We start from the raw sequence: 17,173 nt of genomic DNA, 5'->3' as shown, positions 1-17,173 counted from the left end.
TGATAGCTTGTGGAGTGGTTTTATTAGCGAGTTGTGATGCGTTAGTGGTTGATCGTCATCACAACTTTACTTCCTTGTGACCGTACGGCACTGATCTTGCTGGGTAGCTTATCATCACCTTTGTAAGTGAATTTCGCATTCCATTCGCCATTGACTGAACTGACTAAGCGGTTTTGAGCATCAAGCTGTGGCGCGCTGTCTGAAGGTGCCGGACGTCCAGATATCCAATAAGGCATCTGTGAGATAGGCGCTTGCCAGCCAGTGGCTTTTTTGAGCAAGGTTTCAGGATCATTAGCGGTCAATGTGCCTGTTTTTTCACTAACTAGCGTCGCCGTTTGACCGTTGTACTCAATGTTGGTTTTGCCGATACCGAGTGCGCCGATGAGCTCAATCGCAAAACGATCGTCTTGTTGACCCCATGCATAAAACGCACTACCGCCTTGGGTACCTGAAGTATCATTAGCAGGCATTGTCACCCCAATTTTACCAGTGATGTCAAAGCTTTCTAGCTTTTTGGGTTGTTCGGCATTTTGACCTTGCATGGCAGTTGGTTGATTGGTTGCGCTGGCTGTTTTTAGCGACTGACAGCCAGAGGTGATGACCATTGCGGTCGCCATGGCAGTCAATAGCGTCAATTTATTTGGTTTATAAGACGAGAGTGATACAGACATAGTAGGTTCTCAAAATAGGAAATTAAACAAAGATATTAGCTTAAGCGTTATTTGTTGCTCGGTTATGCACGGCTGTTAGCTTCTTATAACTGCCTTGTAATTTATAACTGCTATATTATTTATAGAGCTAAAAGACCAAACAGGGAGCTTGAACCGTCAATATCAATACAACTGTATGCGGTCATTGATATTGTGTTGTCCAAATGAGAAGCGCTGTTGTAAGTCTGCGAGTAGAGCTTCAACCTTGTCGTTATTGCCTAGCCCTTGGTAAGCGCGCAATAGCAAAGTACCTGAGCGCAGGGTTGGCAGAACATCATAAGGTGTCTGTAGATAGTTAATCACTTGTTTATAGTTTTCTTTCGCCAGTGCATTGCCCGCCAGTACATTTAGGGCTTGCAGATGGAGCTCGTTATCATAGCGGGGGTCATCGTAGCGAATCTGAATAATAGAGGTGGCTAGTGCTAGACCTTGTTCTGAGCTGCGCTCGTTGGCCAATAGTAACTGCGCATAACTGAGCTGGTAAGATAGGTTACTAGGATCTAATGCTTGCAGATGATTGAGTAAAGTGCGCTTGACGACATAATCATCTTTGTCATCTAAGAGCTGAGCCCGAGCAAACAGTAGCATTTCATTATCAGGGTATTTGCGGGCGGCACGTGTTAGTAGCAGCAATGCTTCTGCTGATTGGTTTTGTTGCCACAAAATATCGGCCTGCATGACAAACGTGTCAGGCGCAAATACTGTAAAGTCTTTGCGTAGCTTTTCTAACGTAGCGATGGCGGCGTCAACATCGTTATCAAGTAATTCAAACGCCACTACCTTTCTACGAGCTTCTAATACCAAGTCCTCTTGCATCACGTCATTAAGATAGTATTTGGCTTGCTCAAAGAGCTGCTGACGCTCAGCACTGATACCGAGATAGTAATACGCTTGGTCGAGATAGGTGGGGCTTTTGGCAAGTATGTTGAGTAGATCGTCTGCGCTCGCATACTCTTCGATATCCAGACTCACCAATGCCGCTAGCAAAGTAATTTCGGCATCATCGCTAAAGCGATTATGGGCTTCGAGCAGCAATCTCCAAGCCTGCTCGCTTTGTTTGAGATCCAATAAATAGCGAATTTCATACAAGTACAAGCTTTTACTATCAGGGTTACGAAGGCGCGCTTGGCTGACATAATTGACCACGGTCTCGGCGGTAACGATTTTGCGCAGTATGTCAGCTTTTAAGGTAATAAAAGGCACATAGTCAGGTTGACGTTCTAATGCGCGGTTGATGTGTACAATAGCGACTTCAGGCTCGTTAAACTGGTATAGCAGACCTGCTTTTAGTACAGATAATGAAGCATTTTGCTCGCTATCTAGAGGCTGCAAAGCAGCAAGTAGCTCGCGTTTATCCTCATCGTTATTTGGGTAAATACCGATGAGGATTTCGCTTAGATCTGCACGCGGATCATAACGTAAGATACGGTTGAGCGTCTCACCAGCTAAGATATAATCGTGTGCGCGCAGGGCTAAATGCGCCACATAAAACCAAGCAGGTACATGATCAGGGTTTTGGTCTTGCCATGATTTGGCAAATACTAACGAGTCTTCGACCCGCTCGTTACGTAAGGATAAAGTCAGCGCTCTCTCGAAAACTGCGGTGGCGTCTTCCTTGAAAGACTGCTGCTTATAGATTGCAATCGCTCGCTGTCGATTGTCGCGATCCGCGGCAAACTCTGCATCTAGTAGAGCATATAAACTTGGCTCATTAAGCTCAGGTTTCCACAAGCCAGTAGGCGCTAGACCATCAATATTTGCAATGTTATCTATCGGCTGACTGACTCTACGAACGATGGTGTTGATAGTCGTGTTGGTGCTAGTACTGGTATTATTCAGATTATTATTGATAATAGCTGGTGCTTGCGGAAAGGTTGCCTGTGACGAAGTATCAGGCTGGCTGGCATGAACTGGTGTGGTCAAGCACAAACAAACGGCCAATGATAAGGCAAGCTTATACCGTTGGCACAGGCGCTCCATAACGACCTGCAACAGAGCACGAAGGCTAGATTGCTCATTAAGTGGAGGATGCGCGTGAAATAATGATCCAAAAAACATCATAGATAGCCGTATTCGTCCATGGTTTACCTACATCACTGAGGTATTTTATTTTAATCATTGTAAGTTAAATAGTGGTAACGAGTACCTATGACAGACATTATAAGAGCAGAGGCACAGTATAAACAATAGGAGCCGTGTTACTCCGATGAGAGTCATAGTTCTTATATGAATACGCAACATGTGAGGCCTGTTTTAAGCGCAAACACGGTCGACTATGTTTTTATTTTTAGGTGCGTATCGATCAGAATACTGTGGAAATATAACAAGTTAAGTCATACTAAGCGAGCGATTTATGTTTGTTTTATTGACCACTTGCCAAAATCTGGCTATTGATTTTATAAATCGTATGGGTAGTTGATTTGTTACCGTTGTGACCAGATACAGAGATATAGCTATCATAGATGGGTGAGTGTTAATTAACGCCAGCAATAATGATATAATAAGCGGTTTTTAGGGTCTTCCTTTCAGCGCTGTCATCAAAAACTGTCTTTTGAGCACAATAAGATAGCGTAAGTAGGCAACTGAGCGTCATGTTTATGGTCTATCAATAATGAGATTAGTGGTCATTGGGGTCAATCACAAAACCGCACCAGTCGCTCTACGAGAGCGCTTGGCACTTGTGGGTGACGATGTGAATGTCGCGCTCGACCAGATAGAGACGTTCACTGACGGTAGTGTGATTGTCTCAACGTGCAACCGTACTGAGATCTATGCCCTCGTGCCGCACAACTCAGCATCGCAACCTTCAGTGCCGCACAACTCAGCATCGCAACCATCTAGCTTGCAAACGACCGTTACTACCGAGAAAAACAACTTTAGTGGTAGCAGCAATGTTTCGGCTGCTGCTATTAGCGCTCACATTATCAAAATAAAGACGTGGCTTGCTGAATTCAAACAGCTCCCACTCTCAGACATCGACCCTTACCTTTATGTACATCGTGATACTCATGCATTGACCCATTGGTTAAGAGTAGCTGCAGGGCTCGACTCTATGATACTGGGCGAGCCACAAATCCTTGGTCAAATAAAGCGCTCTGTGCACTTAGCGCAAGAGCAAAAAGTACTCAGTAATCAGCTTGGTTGGATTGTAGATCAAGTATTTGCTGCGGCCAAACGAGTACGTAATGAGACGCAGGTCGGCGCGCAAGCGGTATCGCTTAGCTTTGCTGCGGCGAAACTGGTCACGCAAATATTTGATGATCTGCCTAGTCGTACACTATTGGTCGTTGCTGCAGGCGAAATGAACCGCTTGGTCGCGACCCATATCGCAGGGCTTGGGGTAGGACGAGTCATTATCTGTAATCGCAATCCTGAGCGTGCCGAAGCATTGGCGGCGGAACTGCGTAGTCCCAATCGCCGTGTCGATGTCAAGCCATTGCAAGAGTTGCCACAAGTACTGGCAGAAGCAGATATTGTCAGTAGCTGTAGCGGCAGTATGGACTTGTTGATTGATAAGACAATGACGATGCAAGCACTCAAGCGTCGTCGTTATCAGCCAATGCTGATGATAGACTTGGCAGTACCGCGCGATATCGACTCCAACATCAGCCGCATTGATGATGTGTATCTATACTCTGTCGATGATCTACAGCATGTGATTGCTGGCAATATCGAGCAGCGTCGGCAAGCAGCGGTTGACGCTGAGTTACTGGTGAGTCAATTGGTTGTTGAGATAGACCGCCGCTTTCAAGTTCGTCAAGTCGGTAAAGACATTCAACAGTACCGCGCCTGTACCCAAGGTCAAGTGGATAAACTGCTACACGAGTCTATCGCTAAGCTGCAGCAGGACGATGTCAGTCCAGAAGATATCCTCACCGAACTGTCACGACGCTTAACCCAAACATTGACGCATGCACCATCAAAGCTCATGCGCAAAGCGGCGCGCGAAGGCGATAGTGATCTGCTCGACTTTGTGGTTTCAGGGCTACAGGATGCTCATCGCGGGCACTGATAGTTATACACGACTTATCAACAAATCATCGACAGTGCAAGTCATAACACTGCCCCAGCATGTCGTTGTCAACCTCTAGCATCAGTGCTAATATCAAGCTCTTATGAATGGTTTAGGTCAAAATAATGTGCTGATGTCTGCTCGTAATATGACTACAAATATATTGATGCAATATTAGTAGATCTCATCAGTGTTCCTTGTTTTTTATGCGTTCAAAAGCGAGGAACCTCTAAACAGCTCAAGACATTATTATCCAAGACAATATCATCAAAGACAATATCGCTATATTAAAGTGCTATCTGGTCAATATTTTATTCTATCCTTTGTTTTTGTTCTAGCTCAGTGCTTAATTACTACTTATTAGCTAGTCATTAATTCTGCTACTTGATCAGTATCTATATTATTTCATACCCAGATACTACGGAAAAAAGAGCCAAAAAATAGTCAATCATCTAATCACACACTAGGAGTGTTCAATGCCTGCATTACGTCAAGATATCGATCCAAACGGTTTGTTAGAGTATTCAGTGGTATATACCGATCGCGCGCTGAACCACATGTCAAAAGCTTTTCAACAAGTAATGAACGATCTATCTAATGACCTAAAATCTGTGTATAACGCTGACGCCGTGGTGATTGTACCTGGCTCTGGTACCTATGGTATGGAAGCCGTCGCTCGCCAACTGGCAAACGACGAAGATTGCCTGATCATCCGTAATGGTTGGTTCAGTTATCGTTGGACGCAAATTTTAGAGAAAGGTAAAATTGCCAAATCTTCTACTGTACTTACAGCCAATCGTGCGGATGATAGCGAGTCACCTAAACCATTTGCACCAGTCGATATCGACACCGCCGTAGCCAAGATCAAAGAAGAGAAACCAGCCGTTGTATTTGCACCGCACGTTGAGACATCGTCTGGTATGATTTTGTCAGATGACTATATAAAAGCACTGGGCGACGCTGTGCATAGCGTTGGTGGTTTATTGGTCATTGACTGTATCGCATCAGGCTGCGTATGGTTAGATATGAAAGCATTAGGTATCGATGTGCTGATTAGCGCGCCGCAAAAAGGCTGGAGCAGTACGCCTAGCGCTGGTCTGGTCATGCTAAGCGACGCTGCTGTCAAAAAAGTAGACAGCACTGAGTCTGACAGCTTCAGTGTTGATCTCAAGCAATGGTTAAACATCATGCGTGCTTATGAAAACGGTGGTCATGCCTATCACGCGACGATGCCGACAGACAGCTTACGCCAGTTCCGTGATGCTGTGAATGAAGCCAAAGCAATCGGTTTTGATAAGTTATGTGACGCACAGTGGACGCTTGGCAAACGCATCCGTGAAATCTTAGAAGCCAAAGGTGTCGAGAGCGTAGCAGCTGAAGGTTTCAAAGCGCCTGGTGTTGTCGTCTCTTATACCGATCGTGACGACATGCATAAAGGCAGCGCATTTGCTGAAATCGGAGTGCAAATTGCTGCTGGCGTGCCACTAAAAGTAGGTGAGCCTGATAACTTTAAGACCTTCCGTCTAGGTCTGTTTGGTTTGGATAAACTAACCGATATCGATGGAACCGTGGCGCGTTTTGAAGCGGCACTGGATAAAGTGTTAAGCAAGTAAAACTATTTAAGAGACGTCTATAAACTGATGCTGTCGTATTTATAGACGTTTTTGAGATGTTGCTATCGTTATCAATGTACTGAGCCGTTTATGTACGTGCTCAGTATTTTTTTACTTTTTTATTATATTTTATAATATAATGTATTTTTATAAATAATGAACAGAAATATCCAACACATCTGAATAGGTCGCTCATTATGAGTATACAAATAGACTGGCAAGCATTTACACCGATCTCCTTGGTAGGCGGTTTGATGCTCGGCGTGGCAACGGTTATCTTGCTGCTCGGGATCGGGCGTATCGCGGGTATCAGTGGTATTTTTTCAAACTTGCTAAAACCTAAGGGTGTAGAGATGTGGCAAGTGCTATTTATAGTGGGATTGGTCATATCACCAGTGCTATATGGGCTAGCAAGACCACTACCTGATGTAGACATTAGCAGCTCGTTGCCACTGTTGATTATTGCAGGGTTGTTGGTTGGTTTTGGGACTCGTCTGGGTTCAGGATGCACGAGTGGTCATGGCATTTGCGGTAATGCACGTCTGTCTCCACGCTCGCTGGCTGCGACCGTGACCTTTATGCTGTTTGGTATTGTGACTGTGTATATCGGTCGGCATGTCCTAGGGCTACTGTAGATGCTAGATGATTGAGTGCCAGACAGTAGCGATCAGTCGTGTTAGAGCGTAAACGATGGATGATGGTCAATAGAAAATAATAATAGCGAGAGACAACAATGCTAAAGAATATAATCGGATTGCTAGCCGGGCTGCTATTTGGGTTTGGACTGCTGGTATCAGGTATGACTGATCCTGTGAAGGTGCAAGGATTCTTGGACGTGTTTGGCGCCTGGGATATCTCCCTTGCTCTTGTGATGGGTGGCGGTTTGGTTGTGGCGTTTTTTGGTGTGCTATTGGCCAAACGTCAACAAATCAGCTGGATCGGCACGCCGATCGATATGCCAAGCAAAACCATTATCACCAAACAACTGATCATCGGTGCCATGCTGTTTGGTATCGGCTGGGGACTGGTGGGTATTTGCCCAGGGCCTGGTATTGTGCTGCTTGGTACAGGACAATGGCAAGCATATGTGTTTATCCCAGCTATGATCATAGGAATGCTGATTTACCAATGGCTTGAGCCCAAACTTGGTTGATATAGTTAGTTTTCTATAAATTGGATACGGTGTCAGCCTCGCTTAGTCTACTATTTGTAGTACCTTTACTTGGCTTCCTTGTCTCCAAATTATATTGAACCAACTATCGTATAAATAGGCTAGCACTCGAAAAAAGGTCAGTTATGTGTCGCTGACCTTTTTTATGAGCAATGATTAATGATATGACTTAATAAGTCGCCATTTTATTTAACACTGGCAGTTATTTTTGGCGTTTCGTGTGCCAATGATTTTGCGGCTTGGCGTAGCTCAAATTTTTGCACTTTACCCGTACTGGTCTTAGGTATTTCGGCAAAAACAATATATTTGGGCACTTTAAAACCTGCCAAGTGCTGGCTACAGTGCGCCATCACGGTATCGCGTTGTAGCGTGCTACCAGTATGAATCTCGATAAAGGCGACGGGTACTTCTCCCCATTTATCATGGGGCGCGGCGACGACCGCACAGTTCTCGATTGCTGGGAGTTTGTACAAAACGTTTTCTACCTCGATACTAGAGATATTCTCACCGCCTGAGATGATGATATCTTTGAGTCTGTCCATAATTTTGATATAGCCATCAGGATATTTGACACCCAAATCTCCCGTACGGAACCAGCCATCGGCGAATGCGGCTTCGGTGGCTTTGCGGCTTTTGAGATAGCCTTTCATCACCATATTGCCACGTAGCGCCAGCTCGCCCATCTCTTCGCCATCGGCGGCCACGGGCTCAGTGGTACCTTGTTTAAATACCTCAAACCCTGCCATAAGATGGGAAGTCATACCTTGACGAGATTTTTTTTGAGCGCGTGTGGCGACATCAAGCTCATCCCATTCTTCTTGCTCAGCGCAGACGGTTACTGGTCCATATACTTCGGTAAGTCCATAAACATGTGAGATATGAAAGCCCATTGCTTCCATCGCTGCTAGCATGGTCTCGGATGGCGGTGCACCAGCGACCCAACCTTTGACTGTATGCGTGATGGCATCCTTATACTCTGATTTGCCACCAGCAATCATATTGTGGACGACGGGCGCGGAGCAATAATGGGTAACCTGGTGCTTGGCAATCAGCTGTAATATCAAATCTGCATCAATGTGACGCAAACAAACATTGACTCCAGCACGCTCAGCGATACTCCAAGGAAAACACCAACCATTGCAATGAAACAGCGGCAATGTCCATAAGTAAATTGGGTGTTTTGGCATGTCCCAATCTAATATATTGGAGACGGCATTGAGCGTAGCGCCGCGATGGTGATAGACCACGCCTTTGGGTTTGCCTGTCGTGCCAGAGGTATAGTTCAGAGCGATAGCATCCCACTCGTCTGCTGGCATCTCCCAATTGTCCAGGCTGTCTGAACTGGCAACCAGCGCCTCATAACTCATCTGTCCAAACGGCTCAACATCGATAGCCGCATCTGCTGCGTGAATGACGATCAGGGTGGGGAAAGTCTCAGCGATGATGTCGGCGTGCTCAGCAAACTCGCTATCTAAGATTAAAACCTTTGCTTCTGAATGCTGTAAACAAAAGCTAAGGGCATTGATATCAAGGCGCGTGTTCAACGTGCAGAGTACGCCACCTGACATCGGCACACCAAACGCGCATTCGACCATTACAGGCGTGTTTGGCAACATGACGGCGACCGTGTCATTTTTATCTATACCCAGTTTGCGTAGTCCATCTGCCAGTTGACGACAGCGAATATAGGTCTGTTGCCACGTTTGAGTGAGGTTGTTGTGCTCTAGATCATCATAGATGATGGCGGTTTTATCAGGATAAACTTGCGCGCTACGGATGATAAAATCAATAGGGGTGAGCGGTTGGTGGTTGGCGGCGTTTTTGCCAAGACCAGTATGAAAATCTGTCATGGTGATAGTCCTTTATCGTATTGCTATAATGCGGTAACTCAGCATATTACCTTTCTATAATGCGGTCACCTAGCACAGTAATTTAACACAGAAAGCTTTTATAATAGTCGATTTTTATCGATTATCCTATTATGCTACGCGAGCTACTGTAATTATGAGAGACACTGTAACTATGAGAGATACTGGCAAAAGCATCTGCCCCACTGTAGGCAAGCTGCCTGACAATTTGGGTTGGTTTTTATAACAGCTAGTGCAATTACTCGTTGCATACCTGGTGTCCTATTATTATTTAGCCATCCTCTAACTGTCGCCCAATTGCCATCTAGCCGTTATCTTGCTGTCGTCATGTATATAGTGCTCACTCATCAGTCGTTTGTCTGCATAGCTGACAATAATAGCGGTGTGTTACGATACTGATAACGCTACATCTTATCGCATGTCTGTTCTGCAAAAATAGTCTAAAAAAACCATTCATAAGGAAAATGATATGACCGCCAGCCGTTCTGCTAATACGATCGATACTGCCAGCACCAATGAATACTATCCGCATTTATTCGAGCCATTAGATTTAGGGTTTACTACCCTAAAAAACCGTATGGTCATGGGCTCCATGCATACGGGGCTTGAAGACCGTTTCTATAACTACGGTAAGCTCGCGGCTTATTTTGAAGAGCGTGCCAAAGGCGGCGTGGCAATGATGATCACGGGTGGTATCTCGCCCAACCGCGAAGGTTGGCTACTCCCTGCTGGCGGCACCATGAATAACAAAGCAGATGTCATCAATCATCAGCGCGTCACTCGTGCTGTCCATAAGCACGACAGCAAAATCATTATGCAGATATTGCACAGTGGTCGTTATGGTTATCATCCTTTTGCGGTGTCATCTAGCCCAATCAAATCCCCAATTTCACCGTTCAAACCACGCAAGATGAGCATCAAAAACATCGAGCAGACGGTAAAAGACTATGCACGCAGTGCCAAACTTGCCAAGCAAGCAGGCTATGACGGCGTCGAAATCATGGGTTCTGAAGGCTACTTGCTCAATCAGTTTTTATCCAGTCATGTCAACAAACGTAAAGACATCTATGGCGGTGATATTCAAGGTCGTATGAAATTCGCGGTCGACGTGGTCACAGCCGTTCGCGAGGCCGTGGGTGAAGATTTTATTATCTTATTCCGTCTGTCGGTGATTGACTTGGTCAAAGACGGTAATGTCATGGATGAAGTCATCACCGTAGCAAAAGCGCTAGAAGAGGCGGGCGTGACGATCATGAACACGGGTATCGGCTGGCATGAAGCGCGTGTCCCGACTATTGTGACGAGTGTTCCACGTGCCGCTTTCGTTGACTTCACTGCTGAGATCAAAAAACACATCAATATTCCAATGATGGCGGCCAACCGCATCAACATGCCAGATACGGCAGAAGAAATCATCGCTGACGGTCAGGCAGATATGATTCAAATGGCACGTCCATTCTTGGCGGATGCGCATTGGGTCAACAAAGCCAAAAACGGTCAGACAGATCGAATTAACACCTGTATCGCCTGTAACCAAGCGTGCCTCGATCATACGTTTGAAAACAAACGCTCGACTTGTCTGGTCAATCCGCAAGCGTGCTATGAGACAGAGCTGGTCTACAAAAAAGCGAAAAAAGCGAAAAAAGTCGCCGTCATCGGTGGCGGTGTCGCTGGTATGTCAGCCGCTCACGTCGCTGCCTTACGTGGTCACGATGTGACGTTGTTTGAAGCAAAAGACGTATTAGGCGGGCAGTTCAACTATGCCAAAGTCATCCCTGGTAAAGAAGAGTTCTTTGAGACCGTTCGCTACTATATTAATGAGCTTGAGCACTTGGGCGTCGAGGTCAAACTCAACACCTTTGTAGATAAAGACATGCTAGAAAAAGCTAAGTTTCACCATGTCATTGTGGCCACGGGCGTCGTTCCTAGAAGCCTAGCAGGTAAGCTCGAAGGTGCTGATCTGCCGCAAGTCATCAGCTACGCAGAATTGCTCTCTGGTGAAAAAGCCGTGGGTGATACGGTAGCGGTCATCGGTGCTGGCGGTATTGGCTTTGATGTGAGTGAATATCTGACCGCCAATCATGGTCAGTCACTGGACGAGATCGGTCCTGAGGGTCTCAAAGACCCAAGCTATCGCCCTGAACCGCAGTCCATCAGCGAGTGGCGCGAAGAGTGGGGCGTGACTAATGATACTGACTATCAAAGTGATGGCGGACTGGTCAGACCTAAAGCGATTAAGCCAATTCGTCAAGTCTATCTCATGCAGCGTAGTAAAGGTCGTCTGGGTAGTGGTCTGAACAAAACCTCAGGCTGGGTACATCGTGCGCATATCAAATCGCATGGCGTCATCCAAGTGGCTGGCGTGCAATATGACAAGATCACTAACGAAGGTATCTGGGTAACCAACGCGCAAGGTCAAAGCCAGCTACTCCGTGTCGATAGCGTCGTCGTCTGCGCAGGTCAAGAATCAGTCGTTGAGCTGATGCCAAACGTTGGCGATGCGCCAGACGCGCAATACCATCTCATCGGTGGTGCTAAGCTCGCAGCTGAGCTAGATGCAAAACGTGCAATTCGTGATGGTGCTGAGGTTGCGGCAGAAATCTAAAAGTTAGATAGATATTAGAAATGAGGCGGCAGGGGTATCATTTCCTGCCGTTTTTCTGTAATGGCTCAGCGTTCATCTCAACTTTTTATCAATTAGCAAACAGTTTGAAAATCAAGGATATTCCTTTATGCTTGCAAAAAATGAACTCAATTAATCTATCATAAAACGACATCTAGTGACGTTTGTAACTATCTTTCTATTACTCAATAAGTTAGCATTAATTGTTTATAGCTTTAAACAATGATAATGAAATATGAGATATATCAACAAGGCCTAAAAATATATGTCTTATCCACAAAATGACTCCTTATTAATTAGGTGTGTTAGATGGTTTGAAAACAATTTTCTTGAGTTTTTTAAAACAGTTGAAGGGTTAGTACTATTTATTATCAGTATAGTATTAACTCCCTCTACATATTCTCTCATAAAAATAATCCAAAATAGCGATATCCCTTTAACAACAGTATTCGTAAATAAATCATTCTACGCATTATTGGCTTTAATTGTTGTATATCCATTTCTTTTATGGAAATTTTTAAAAAAAAGAAAAGAAGAAAATACCAATTTAGAAAACTTAACCACAGAAAATGAGGAGCTTAAAAAATCTAATAGGGAAGTAAGTAGTAATTTATCTGAAGTTGAGCAAAATCTTAATGAAGCGCAAGAAGCCATAGGTGAATTAAAAACTCAGCATCTTAATGAAGCAAGAGAAATGACTTCTAAATTTTTAGCATTTTTATTCAAACAGTTGAATCTCTCCTCTAATGATAGAATTTGTCTTTACATGCTTATTAAAGTCAATGATGATGAGACTAACGAAGATTTCTTACATATTTTTGGTAGATTTAGTGTTAATGTAGATTTTAAGAAAATCAATAGAGTAAGGTTTCCTAAAAATGAAGGCGTTATTGGTCAAGCTTTCACCAGTGATAGAACTAATATAGAAGTTGTTCATTTGAGTCAGAATGATGAAGAATACCTAGAACAAACAAAAAAATTAGGTATTAATAAGTCAATAGCTAAAAATTTTTCAATGAAAAGTAAAAGCTTTTATCCTTATATGATTACGAAGCGCTTAGATGATCGGGTTGGTGTGCTTCTCTGTGAAAGTGTAACTGTTGATAAGGATTTTGATATAGAGAAAATTAATCAATTATTCAAACAACATGACAGTATTCTAATAGAACTTCTAGATTACAATCATTCTATTTTAAGTAAGACGAATGTTAATAAGGATAAAATATGAATATACTTAATAGTTTAATCAGATATATTTGTGCGATCTATCCTCATTCTCATGAACTATCTAATGCTAGGTTAACTAAAATAATATATTTGGCAGATTGGGAGTTTGTCCAGTCTACTGGTCAACAACTTACTGATATTCGATGGTATTTTGATAACTATGGACCTTTTGTACATGATGTTTATGAAGTTGCTAATATTGACCCAGACGTTGAAATTGTGATTACACAAACAATTTATGGTACTCCTAAGACAATGTTTCGTTATATTGGGGAAAAGCCTCATTTAGATCCATTAGTTGAACAGATCGTAACAAGAGTTATTAAACACACGCAAATGATGTATTGGAATGAGTTTATCAGTTACGTTTATTCTACTTTTCCGATTACTCACTCTAATAGATATACATTTCTAGATCTTGTTGAATTTAATAATATAGCTAACTCATAACGAGCGTAGATGCAGTTATCAAATCAAACCCAATCGAATCCGTAACCTGAATACCTAAGAGTGAGTTATGTTTAATCGTAACTCTCTAAAAAAATGAATCAGCTTCGCTTATTTACCATGCATCAATATCCTCCATTGAAATCCATGGTTCAATAGGCTCTAAGTTTTCGTCATCAACTATATAAAGAGCCTTTGTATAAGTAACTTTTTATCAAGTAATACAAGCAGCATACCCTACCATAATTGTTAGACTAAATCTGACGTTGCAAAATCTAACCTTCCATCTCACCAACCAACCACTTCTCAACATCACCCACCTGAGCCGCCAACTCAGGTTGCGAGTTTGCCAGCTCAGCAAGCGTATCTTGAATCTCGCTCTTATTATATTTCACACCAGTCAATGTCTCCTTGAGCAAATCAATCAGCTCAACATTTAACGCATCAGAGAAGATAACAACCTCTGCAATCACCGCTTGCTTCACATCTATATGCACATCCATCATGCCCCAATCAAAGCGCGTCTCGATATGATGACTAAACTCAGGCGTTTTGCCAAAGCGCCAATTCCAGTCTGCCATTTGCTGATAGTAAGCGTTTAGCGTTGGCTGCTGGGCAAGGCTGGCTTCATCCAACTGCTCAACTGGTGCAGTTCCTCCATAATAGTCACAAAACGCCTCGATAATCGCATCAGACAGCGTCTCATGATTGATGGTCTCATTGAATTCTACCAAGTTTGCTACGCGCGCACGCACAGATTTGATGCCTTTTGCTTTGAGCTTCAGCGGATGCGGATTGAGATAGTCGCCAAGCTTTTGCATGTTGGCATTGACCAGTAGTGTGCCGTGATGAAAGCTGCGATCGGCGGCATGTTTAAAGGCGCTGCCTGATATTTTTCTATCGCCCACTTGCATGTCATTACGACCAGATAGCGTGGCGTCTATGCCCAGCTTTTTTAGCGCATTGATGATAATGGTGAAGTTAGCCGTTTGGTCATACGCGTGCTTGGGGGACAAAAAAGTAAAATTAGTGTTGCCCAAGTCATGGAAAACTGCACCGCCACCACTCTGACGCCGCGCCAAAAACACATCATCTGCCGTCATCTTATCCGTCTTGCACTCGACCCATGGGTTTTGCGAGCGCCCAATGACCACGGTCTCAGAGTTGCGCCACAAAAATAATGTATGCGAGTCGGCATTGAGTGTATTAAATATCCAGTCCTCAGTGGCAAGGTTGAACCAAGGATTGGTCACCGCAGACTTTAATATGCGCAGTTTCATTATTTATCCTTTTTTTAATCGTTTTTATAGGGTAAGTGTTATAAATAGATACTGATATTCTTACTGATAAAGGGCTGAGGTTCAATGGGAGAGTGGTAGAGGGAGTATTTCGATGAAATCTATAAGCAATACTATGACAGAGAAAGTATTAAGTCTCGCTGCTAGTAGTGAAAAAGCCGAGCAATGAGCTCAGCTTTATGATGTATTAAATCTCAATAATATCTCACCCTATTTAGCACAAATCTCCCACTGCGATTTGGTACTGAGATAACACTGCATCACCGCTTTGCCAGACTGCGCATAGGTATCACTGACGATACGCTGATTGGTTGGCAGACGATATCTGATGATCGCGGGCTCGTCATTGACGGTCGTCGTCCATCCAGTCACTTCATTACGGTCATTATAGTTTGCACTGGTCGAGGTTGCCATTTTGCCAAATCCCGGCAGATTATAAGCGACCTGCCTAAAACTATAACTCATCGCTGCACCCTCAGCGCCCTCATACTGACAGTTTAGCTTTTTTTGTAATTTGTCTTGTTTATAAACGTAGCAAGTGGTCTCACCTGAGAACTGACCAACCCCGCAAAACCCTGCCGTTGCAACTGACATCATACCGATGCATAACGCTATCCGTTTCATAATCATTCCTCAATAATTTATAAATCCTACTAATCATATTTGTCATCTATTTTTGTATCGCCAGATACGAGCCAATACCTTTCAGATAGTAAAAAACTAGCAAACAAATATCAACTATTATATTTTTAAGGAAAATTCTTACTGATTAGATAGTATTGGTTATACTTTGATATTATTAAGATTATCTATCGATGAGTCTTATTGTTAGAAAGCTTCGATATCAAGATAGGTTCTATTCTTATACATACTGATGAGAGTAATGACTCAAGAGTGACTTTGGAGTTTGCCAGTATATGGATAATAAAGCGCTGAAATAGGCTAAAGTAGACAAATTATAGGGTAGCAGCGTCTACTGGTTTTTCGCTCAATAAAGTATTTTACCCAATTATCTAAGGTATAGAAAAGCTAGACATCGTGAAATGACTTTAAATAAGACAGGTTAATCCATAAGAATGCGAGATAACATCTATAAAAAAAGACATACCAAGTGGTTATAGATTTACCATCATAGTGCCTTATTAGCACGTTAACCTCCACCACATAGCAGACAGTTATGACCGACACGAGTTGGCAAATGCAGTCTAAGCACTTAATAGGATTACCTAATGACCAACCGTGACCTCATCATCTTTGTGACGCTCTCTTTTATGTGGTCGCTCTCCTTTGTGTTTTATCGGGTTGGCGTGCCTGAGTTTGGGTCATTGGCCTTTGCCAGCCTGCGTGTGATATTTGCCGGACTGGTTATGCTCGTCTTTGTACTACTAAAGAAAAAAAACAGAGTCGGTATCAAAGAGCATTGGAAAATGCTATCACTCGTCGGCATATTTTCGGCAGCGCTTCCTTTTGTACTGTTTTCTTTCTCTGCTCAGTCAGTGAATGCTGGCGTATTGGCAGTATTGAATGCCTCTGTACCGATGATGAGTGGTTTTATCGCTCGCGTGTTTTTTAAAGACAGGCTATCAAAAAAACAAGCACTCGGTCTGGTTATTGGCGTGGTGGGGGTCATTATATTGATGAGCGAAAGCCTGTTTGGCGGCGGGGAGCAGGGTAAAGGCTTGGTTGAAGGATTACTACCGATGGGCTACGCGTTACTGGCCTGTGTCGGTTATGCTGTCGGCGCTAACATCACCAAAAACTATCTGTTCAATGTCTCCCCTGTAGCGATCACGGCAGGCTCACTAATTATTGGTAGCATCATTATGCTGCCTGTTGCCTTTAATGAGTTCCCTTATGGTCAGGCAATCAGTCTAAAAGCATGGGTATCTGTGATATGTATCGGCGTATTTTCAACCGCTATCGCTCTGATATTTATGAACCAGTTAATCAAAAATATTGGTCCAACGCGTGCCACGAGCATCACATTGGTTATTCCTATTTTCGCGATTATTTTGGGATATGTATTGCTTGGTGAAGCGCTAAATATACAAGCTATTATTGGCTCAATCGTGATCTTGATCGGTACCTATCTGTCATTAGAGCTATCTGTTAAGAGTATGCTGCAGTCAAAGAATACCACTCAGACAAATAAGGCTTAAGGCTTGGTAAACAGTCTTAGTAGCAATGACTTACAAAGATTCAAA

13 protein-coding genes are annotated in these 17,173 nt (G+C 43.5%); 8 read left to right on the top strand and 5 right to left on the bottom strand.

The window, feature by feature from the left end; translation table 11 throughout:
• Nucleotides 1-41: 41 nt before the first annotated feature.
• Both lolB and AC5JP1_RS09075 read right to left on the bottom strand, forming a co-directional pair.
• Nucleotides 42-671 carry a lipoprotein insertase outer membrane protein LolB gene (gene lolB, locus AC5JP1_RS09080; RefSeq protein ID WP_493843889.1) on the bottom strand — a complete coding sequence of 210 codons (630 nt, stop codon included), beginning with the start codon at nucleotides 669-671 and terminating at the stop codon, nucleotides 42-44.
• A 162-nt stretch (nucleotides 672-833) separates the two neighbouring features.
• A complete protein-coding gene (locus AC5JP1_RS09075; RefSeq protein WP_493843888.1) occupies nucleotides 834-2,771 on the bottom strand; it encodes a tetratricopeptide repeat protein in 1,938 nt (645 codons plus the stop codon).
• 550 nt (nucleotides 2,772-3,321) lie between these two features.
• On the opposite strand from AC5JP1_RS09075, the gene hemA reads away from it, so the two are divergent.
• The 4 genes from hemA (at nucleotide 3,322) to AC5JP1_RS09055 (ending at nucleotide 7,488) form a co-directional block, all read left to right on the top strand.
• Nucleotides 3,322-4,722: a glutamyl-tRNA reductase gene (hemA, locus tag AC5JP1_RS09070; RefSeq protein ID WP_493843887.1), complete on the top strand. Its 1,401-nt coding sequence runs from the start codon at nucleotides 3,322-3,324 to the stop codon at nucleotides 4,720-4,722.
• 476 nt (nucleotides 4,723-5,198) lie between these two features.
• Complete coding sequence (locus AC5JP1_RS09065; RefSeq protein WP_493843886.1) at nucleotides 5,199-6,335, top strand: aminotransferase class V-fold PLP-dependent enzyme; 1,137 nt, start codon at nucleotides 5,199-5,201, stop codon at nucleotides 6,333-6,335.
• 197 nt (nucleotides 6,336-6,532) lie between these two features.
• Nucleotides 6,533-6,970, top strand: a complete 438-nt coding sequence (locus AC5JP1_RS09060; protein WP_493843885.1) for a YeeE/YedE family protein — start codon at nucleotides 6,533-6,535, stop codon at nucleotides 6,968-6,970.
• A 98-nt stretch (nucleotides 6,971-7,068) separates the two neighbouring features.
• The gene (locus tag AC5JP1_RS09055) at nucleotides 7,069-7,488 is read left to right on the top strand and encodes a DUF6691 family protein (protein ID WP_493843884.1); all 420 of its coding nucleotides are present in this window, start codon (nucleotides 7,069-7,071) and stop codon (nucleotides 7,486-7,488) included.
• A gap of 203 nt (nucleotides 7,489-7,691) precedes the next feature.
• Here the strand turns inward: AC5JP1_RS09055 and AC5JP1_RS09050 are convergent, their stop codons facing one another.
• Nucleotides 7,692-9,356, bottom strand: coding sequence for an AMP-binding protein (locus tag AC5JP1_RS09050; protein ID WP_493843883.1), 1,665 nt, complete (start codon nucleotides 9,354-9,356; stop codon nucleotides 7,692-7,694).
• Nucleotides 9,357-9,843: 487 nt separating this feature from the next.
• On the opposite strand from AC5JP1_RS09050, the gene AC5JP1_RS09045 reads away from it, so the two are divergent.
• The 3 genes from AC5JP1_RS09045 to AC5JP1_RS09035 all read left to right on the top strand — a co-directional run bounded on the left by AC5JP1_RS09045 (nucleotide 9,844) and on the right by AC5JP1_RS09035 (nucleotide 13,674).
• Complete coding sequence (locus AC5JP1_RS09045) at nucleotides 9,844-11,979, top strand: 2,4-dienoyl-CoA reductase FMN-binding domain-containing protein (protein WP_493843882.1); 2,136 nt, start codon at nucleotides 9,844-9,846, stop codon at nucleotides 11,977-11,979.
• Nucleotides 11,980-12,262: 283 nt separating this feature from the next.
• Nucleotides 12,263-13,225 carry a hypothetical protein gene (locus AC5JP1_RS09040; protein ID WP_493843881.1) on the top strand — a complete coding sequence of 321 codons (963 nt, stop codon included), beginning with the start codon at nucleotides 12,263-12,265 and terminating at the stop codon, nucleotides 13,223-13,225.
• A complete protein-coding gene (locus AC5JP1_RS09035) occupies nucleotides 13,222-13,674 on the top strand; it encodes a Panacea domain-containing protein (RefSeq protein ID WP_493843880.1) in 453 nt (150 codons plus the stop codon). Before AC5JP1_RS09040 ends, AC5JP1_RS09035 begins: the two co-directional genes overlap by 4 nt.
• Before the next feature lie 272 nt (nucleotides 13,675-13,946).
• Here AC5JP1_RS09035 and lplA read toward each other — a convergent pair whose 3' ends face one another.
• The gene (lplA, locus tag AC5JP1_RS09030) at nucleotides 13,947-14,951 is read right to left on the bottom strand and encodes a lipoate--protein ligase (protein ID WP_493843879.1); all 1,005 of its coding nucleotides are present in this window, start codon (nucleotides 14,949-14,951) and stop codon (nucleotides 13,947-13,949) included.
• 228 nt (nucleotides 14,952-15,179) lie between these two features.
• The gene (locus AC5JP1_RS09025; protein ID WP_493843878.1) at nucleotides 15,180-15,593 is read right to left on the bottom strand and encodes a hypothetical protein; all 414 of its coding nucleotides are present in this window, start codon (nucleotides 15,591-15,593) and stop codon (nucleotides 15,180-15,182) included.
• Nucleotides 15,594-16,198: 605 nt separating this feature from the next.
• On the opposite strand from AC5JP1_RS09025, the gene AC5JP1_RS09020 reads away from it, so the two are divergent.
• On the top strand, nucleotides 16,199-17,128 hold the full coding sequence (locus AC5JP1_RS09020; protein WP_443525216.1) for a DMT family transporter: 930 nt from the start codon (nucleotides 16,199-16,201) through the stop codon (nucleotides 17,126-17,128).
• Nucleotides 17,129-17,173 lie beyond the last annotated feature (45 nt).

The sequence above is a fragment of the Psychrobacter sp. H29 genome (assembly GCF_059073055.1).
The sequence above is the reverse complement of the archived record's forward strand: the minus strand, read 5'-3'. Positions and strand labels throughout refer to the sequence as shown.

Coding starts and splice junctions, on each gene's coding strand:
- AC5JP1_RS09035 (WP_493843880.1), top strand. CDS start 13,222: ATGAATATACTTAATAGTTTAATCAGATATATTTGTGCGATCTATCCT.
- AC5JP1_RS09025 (WP_493843878.1), bottom strand. CDS start 15,593: ATGAAACGGATAGCGTTATGCATCGGTATGATGTCAGTTGCAACGGCA.
- hemA (WP_493843887.1), top strand. CDS start 3,322: ATGAGATTAGTGGTCATTGGGGTCAATCACAAAACCGCACCAGTCGCT.
- lplA (WP_493843879.1), bottom strand. CDS start 14,951: ATGAAACTGCGCATATTAAAGTCTGCGGTGACCAATCCTTGGTTCAAC.
- AC5JP1_RS09065 (WP_493843886.1), top strand. CDS start 5,199: ATGCCTGCATTACGTCAAGATATCGATCCAAACGGTTTGTTAGAGTAT.
- AC5JP1_RS09050 (WP_493843883.1), bottom strand. CDS start 9,356: ATGACAGATTTTCATACTGGTCTTGGCAAAAACGCCGCCAACCACCAA.
- lolB (WP_493843889.1), bottom strand. CDS start 671: ATGTCTGTATCACTCTCGTCTTATAAACCAAATAAATTGACGCTATTG.
- AC5JP1_RS09075 (WP_493843888.1), bottom strand. CDS start 2,771: ATGATGTTTTTTGGATCATTATTTCACGCGCATCCTCCACTTAATGAG.
- AC5JP1_RS09045 (WP_493843882.1), top strand. CDS start 9,844: ATGACCGCCAGCCGTTCTGCTAATACGATCGATACTGCCAGCACCAAT.
- AC5JP1_RS09040 (WP_493843881.1), top strand. CDS start 12,263: ATGTCTTATCCACAAAATGACTCCTTATTAATTAGGTGTGTTAGATGG.
- AC5JP1_RS09060 (WP_493843885.1), top strand. CDS start 6,533: ATGAGTATACAAATAGACTGGCAAGCATTTACACCGATCTCCTTGGTA.
- AC5JP1_RS09020 (WP_443525216.1), top strand. CDS start 16,199: ATGACCAACCGTGACCTCATCATCTTTGTGACGCTCTCTTTTATGTGG.
- AC5JP1_RS09055 (WP_493843884.1), top strand. CDS start 7,069: ATGCTAAAGAATATAATCGGATTGCTAGCCGGGCTGCTATTTGGGTTT.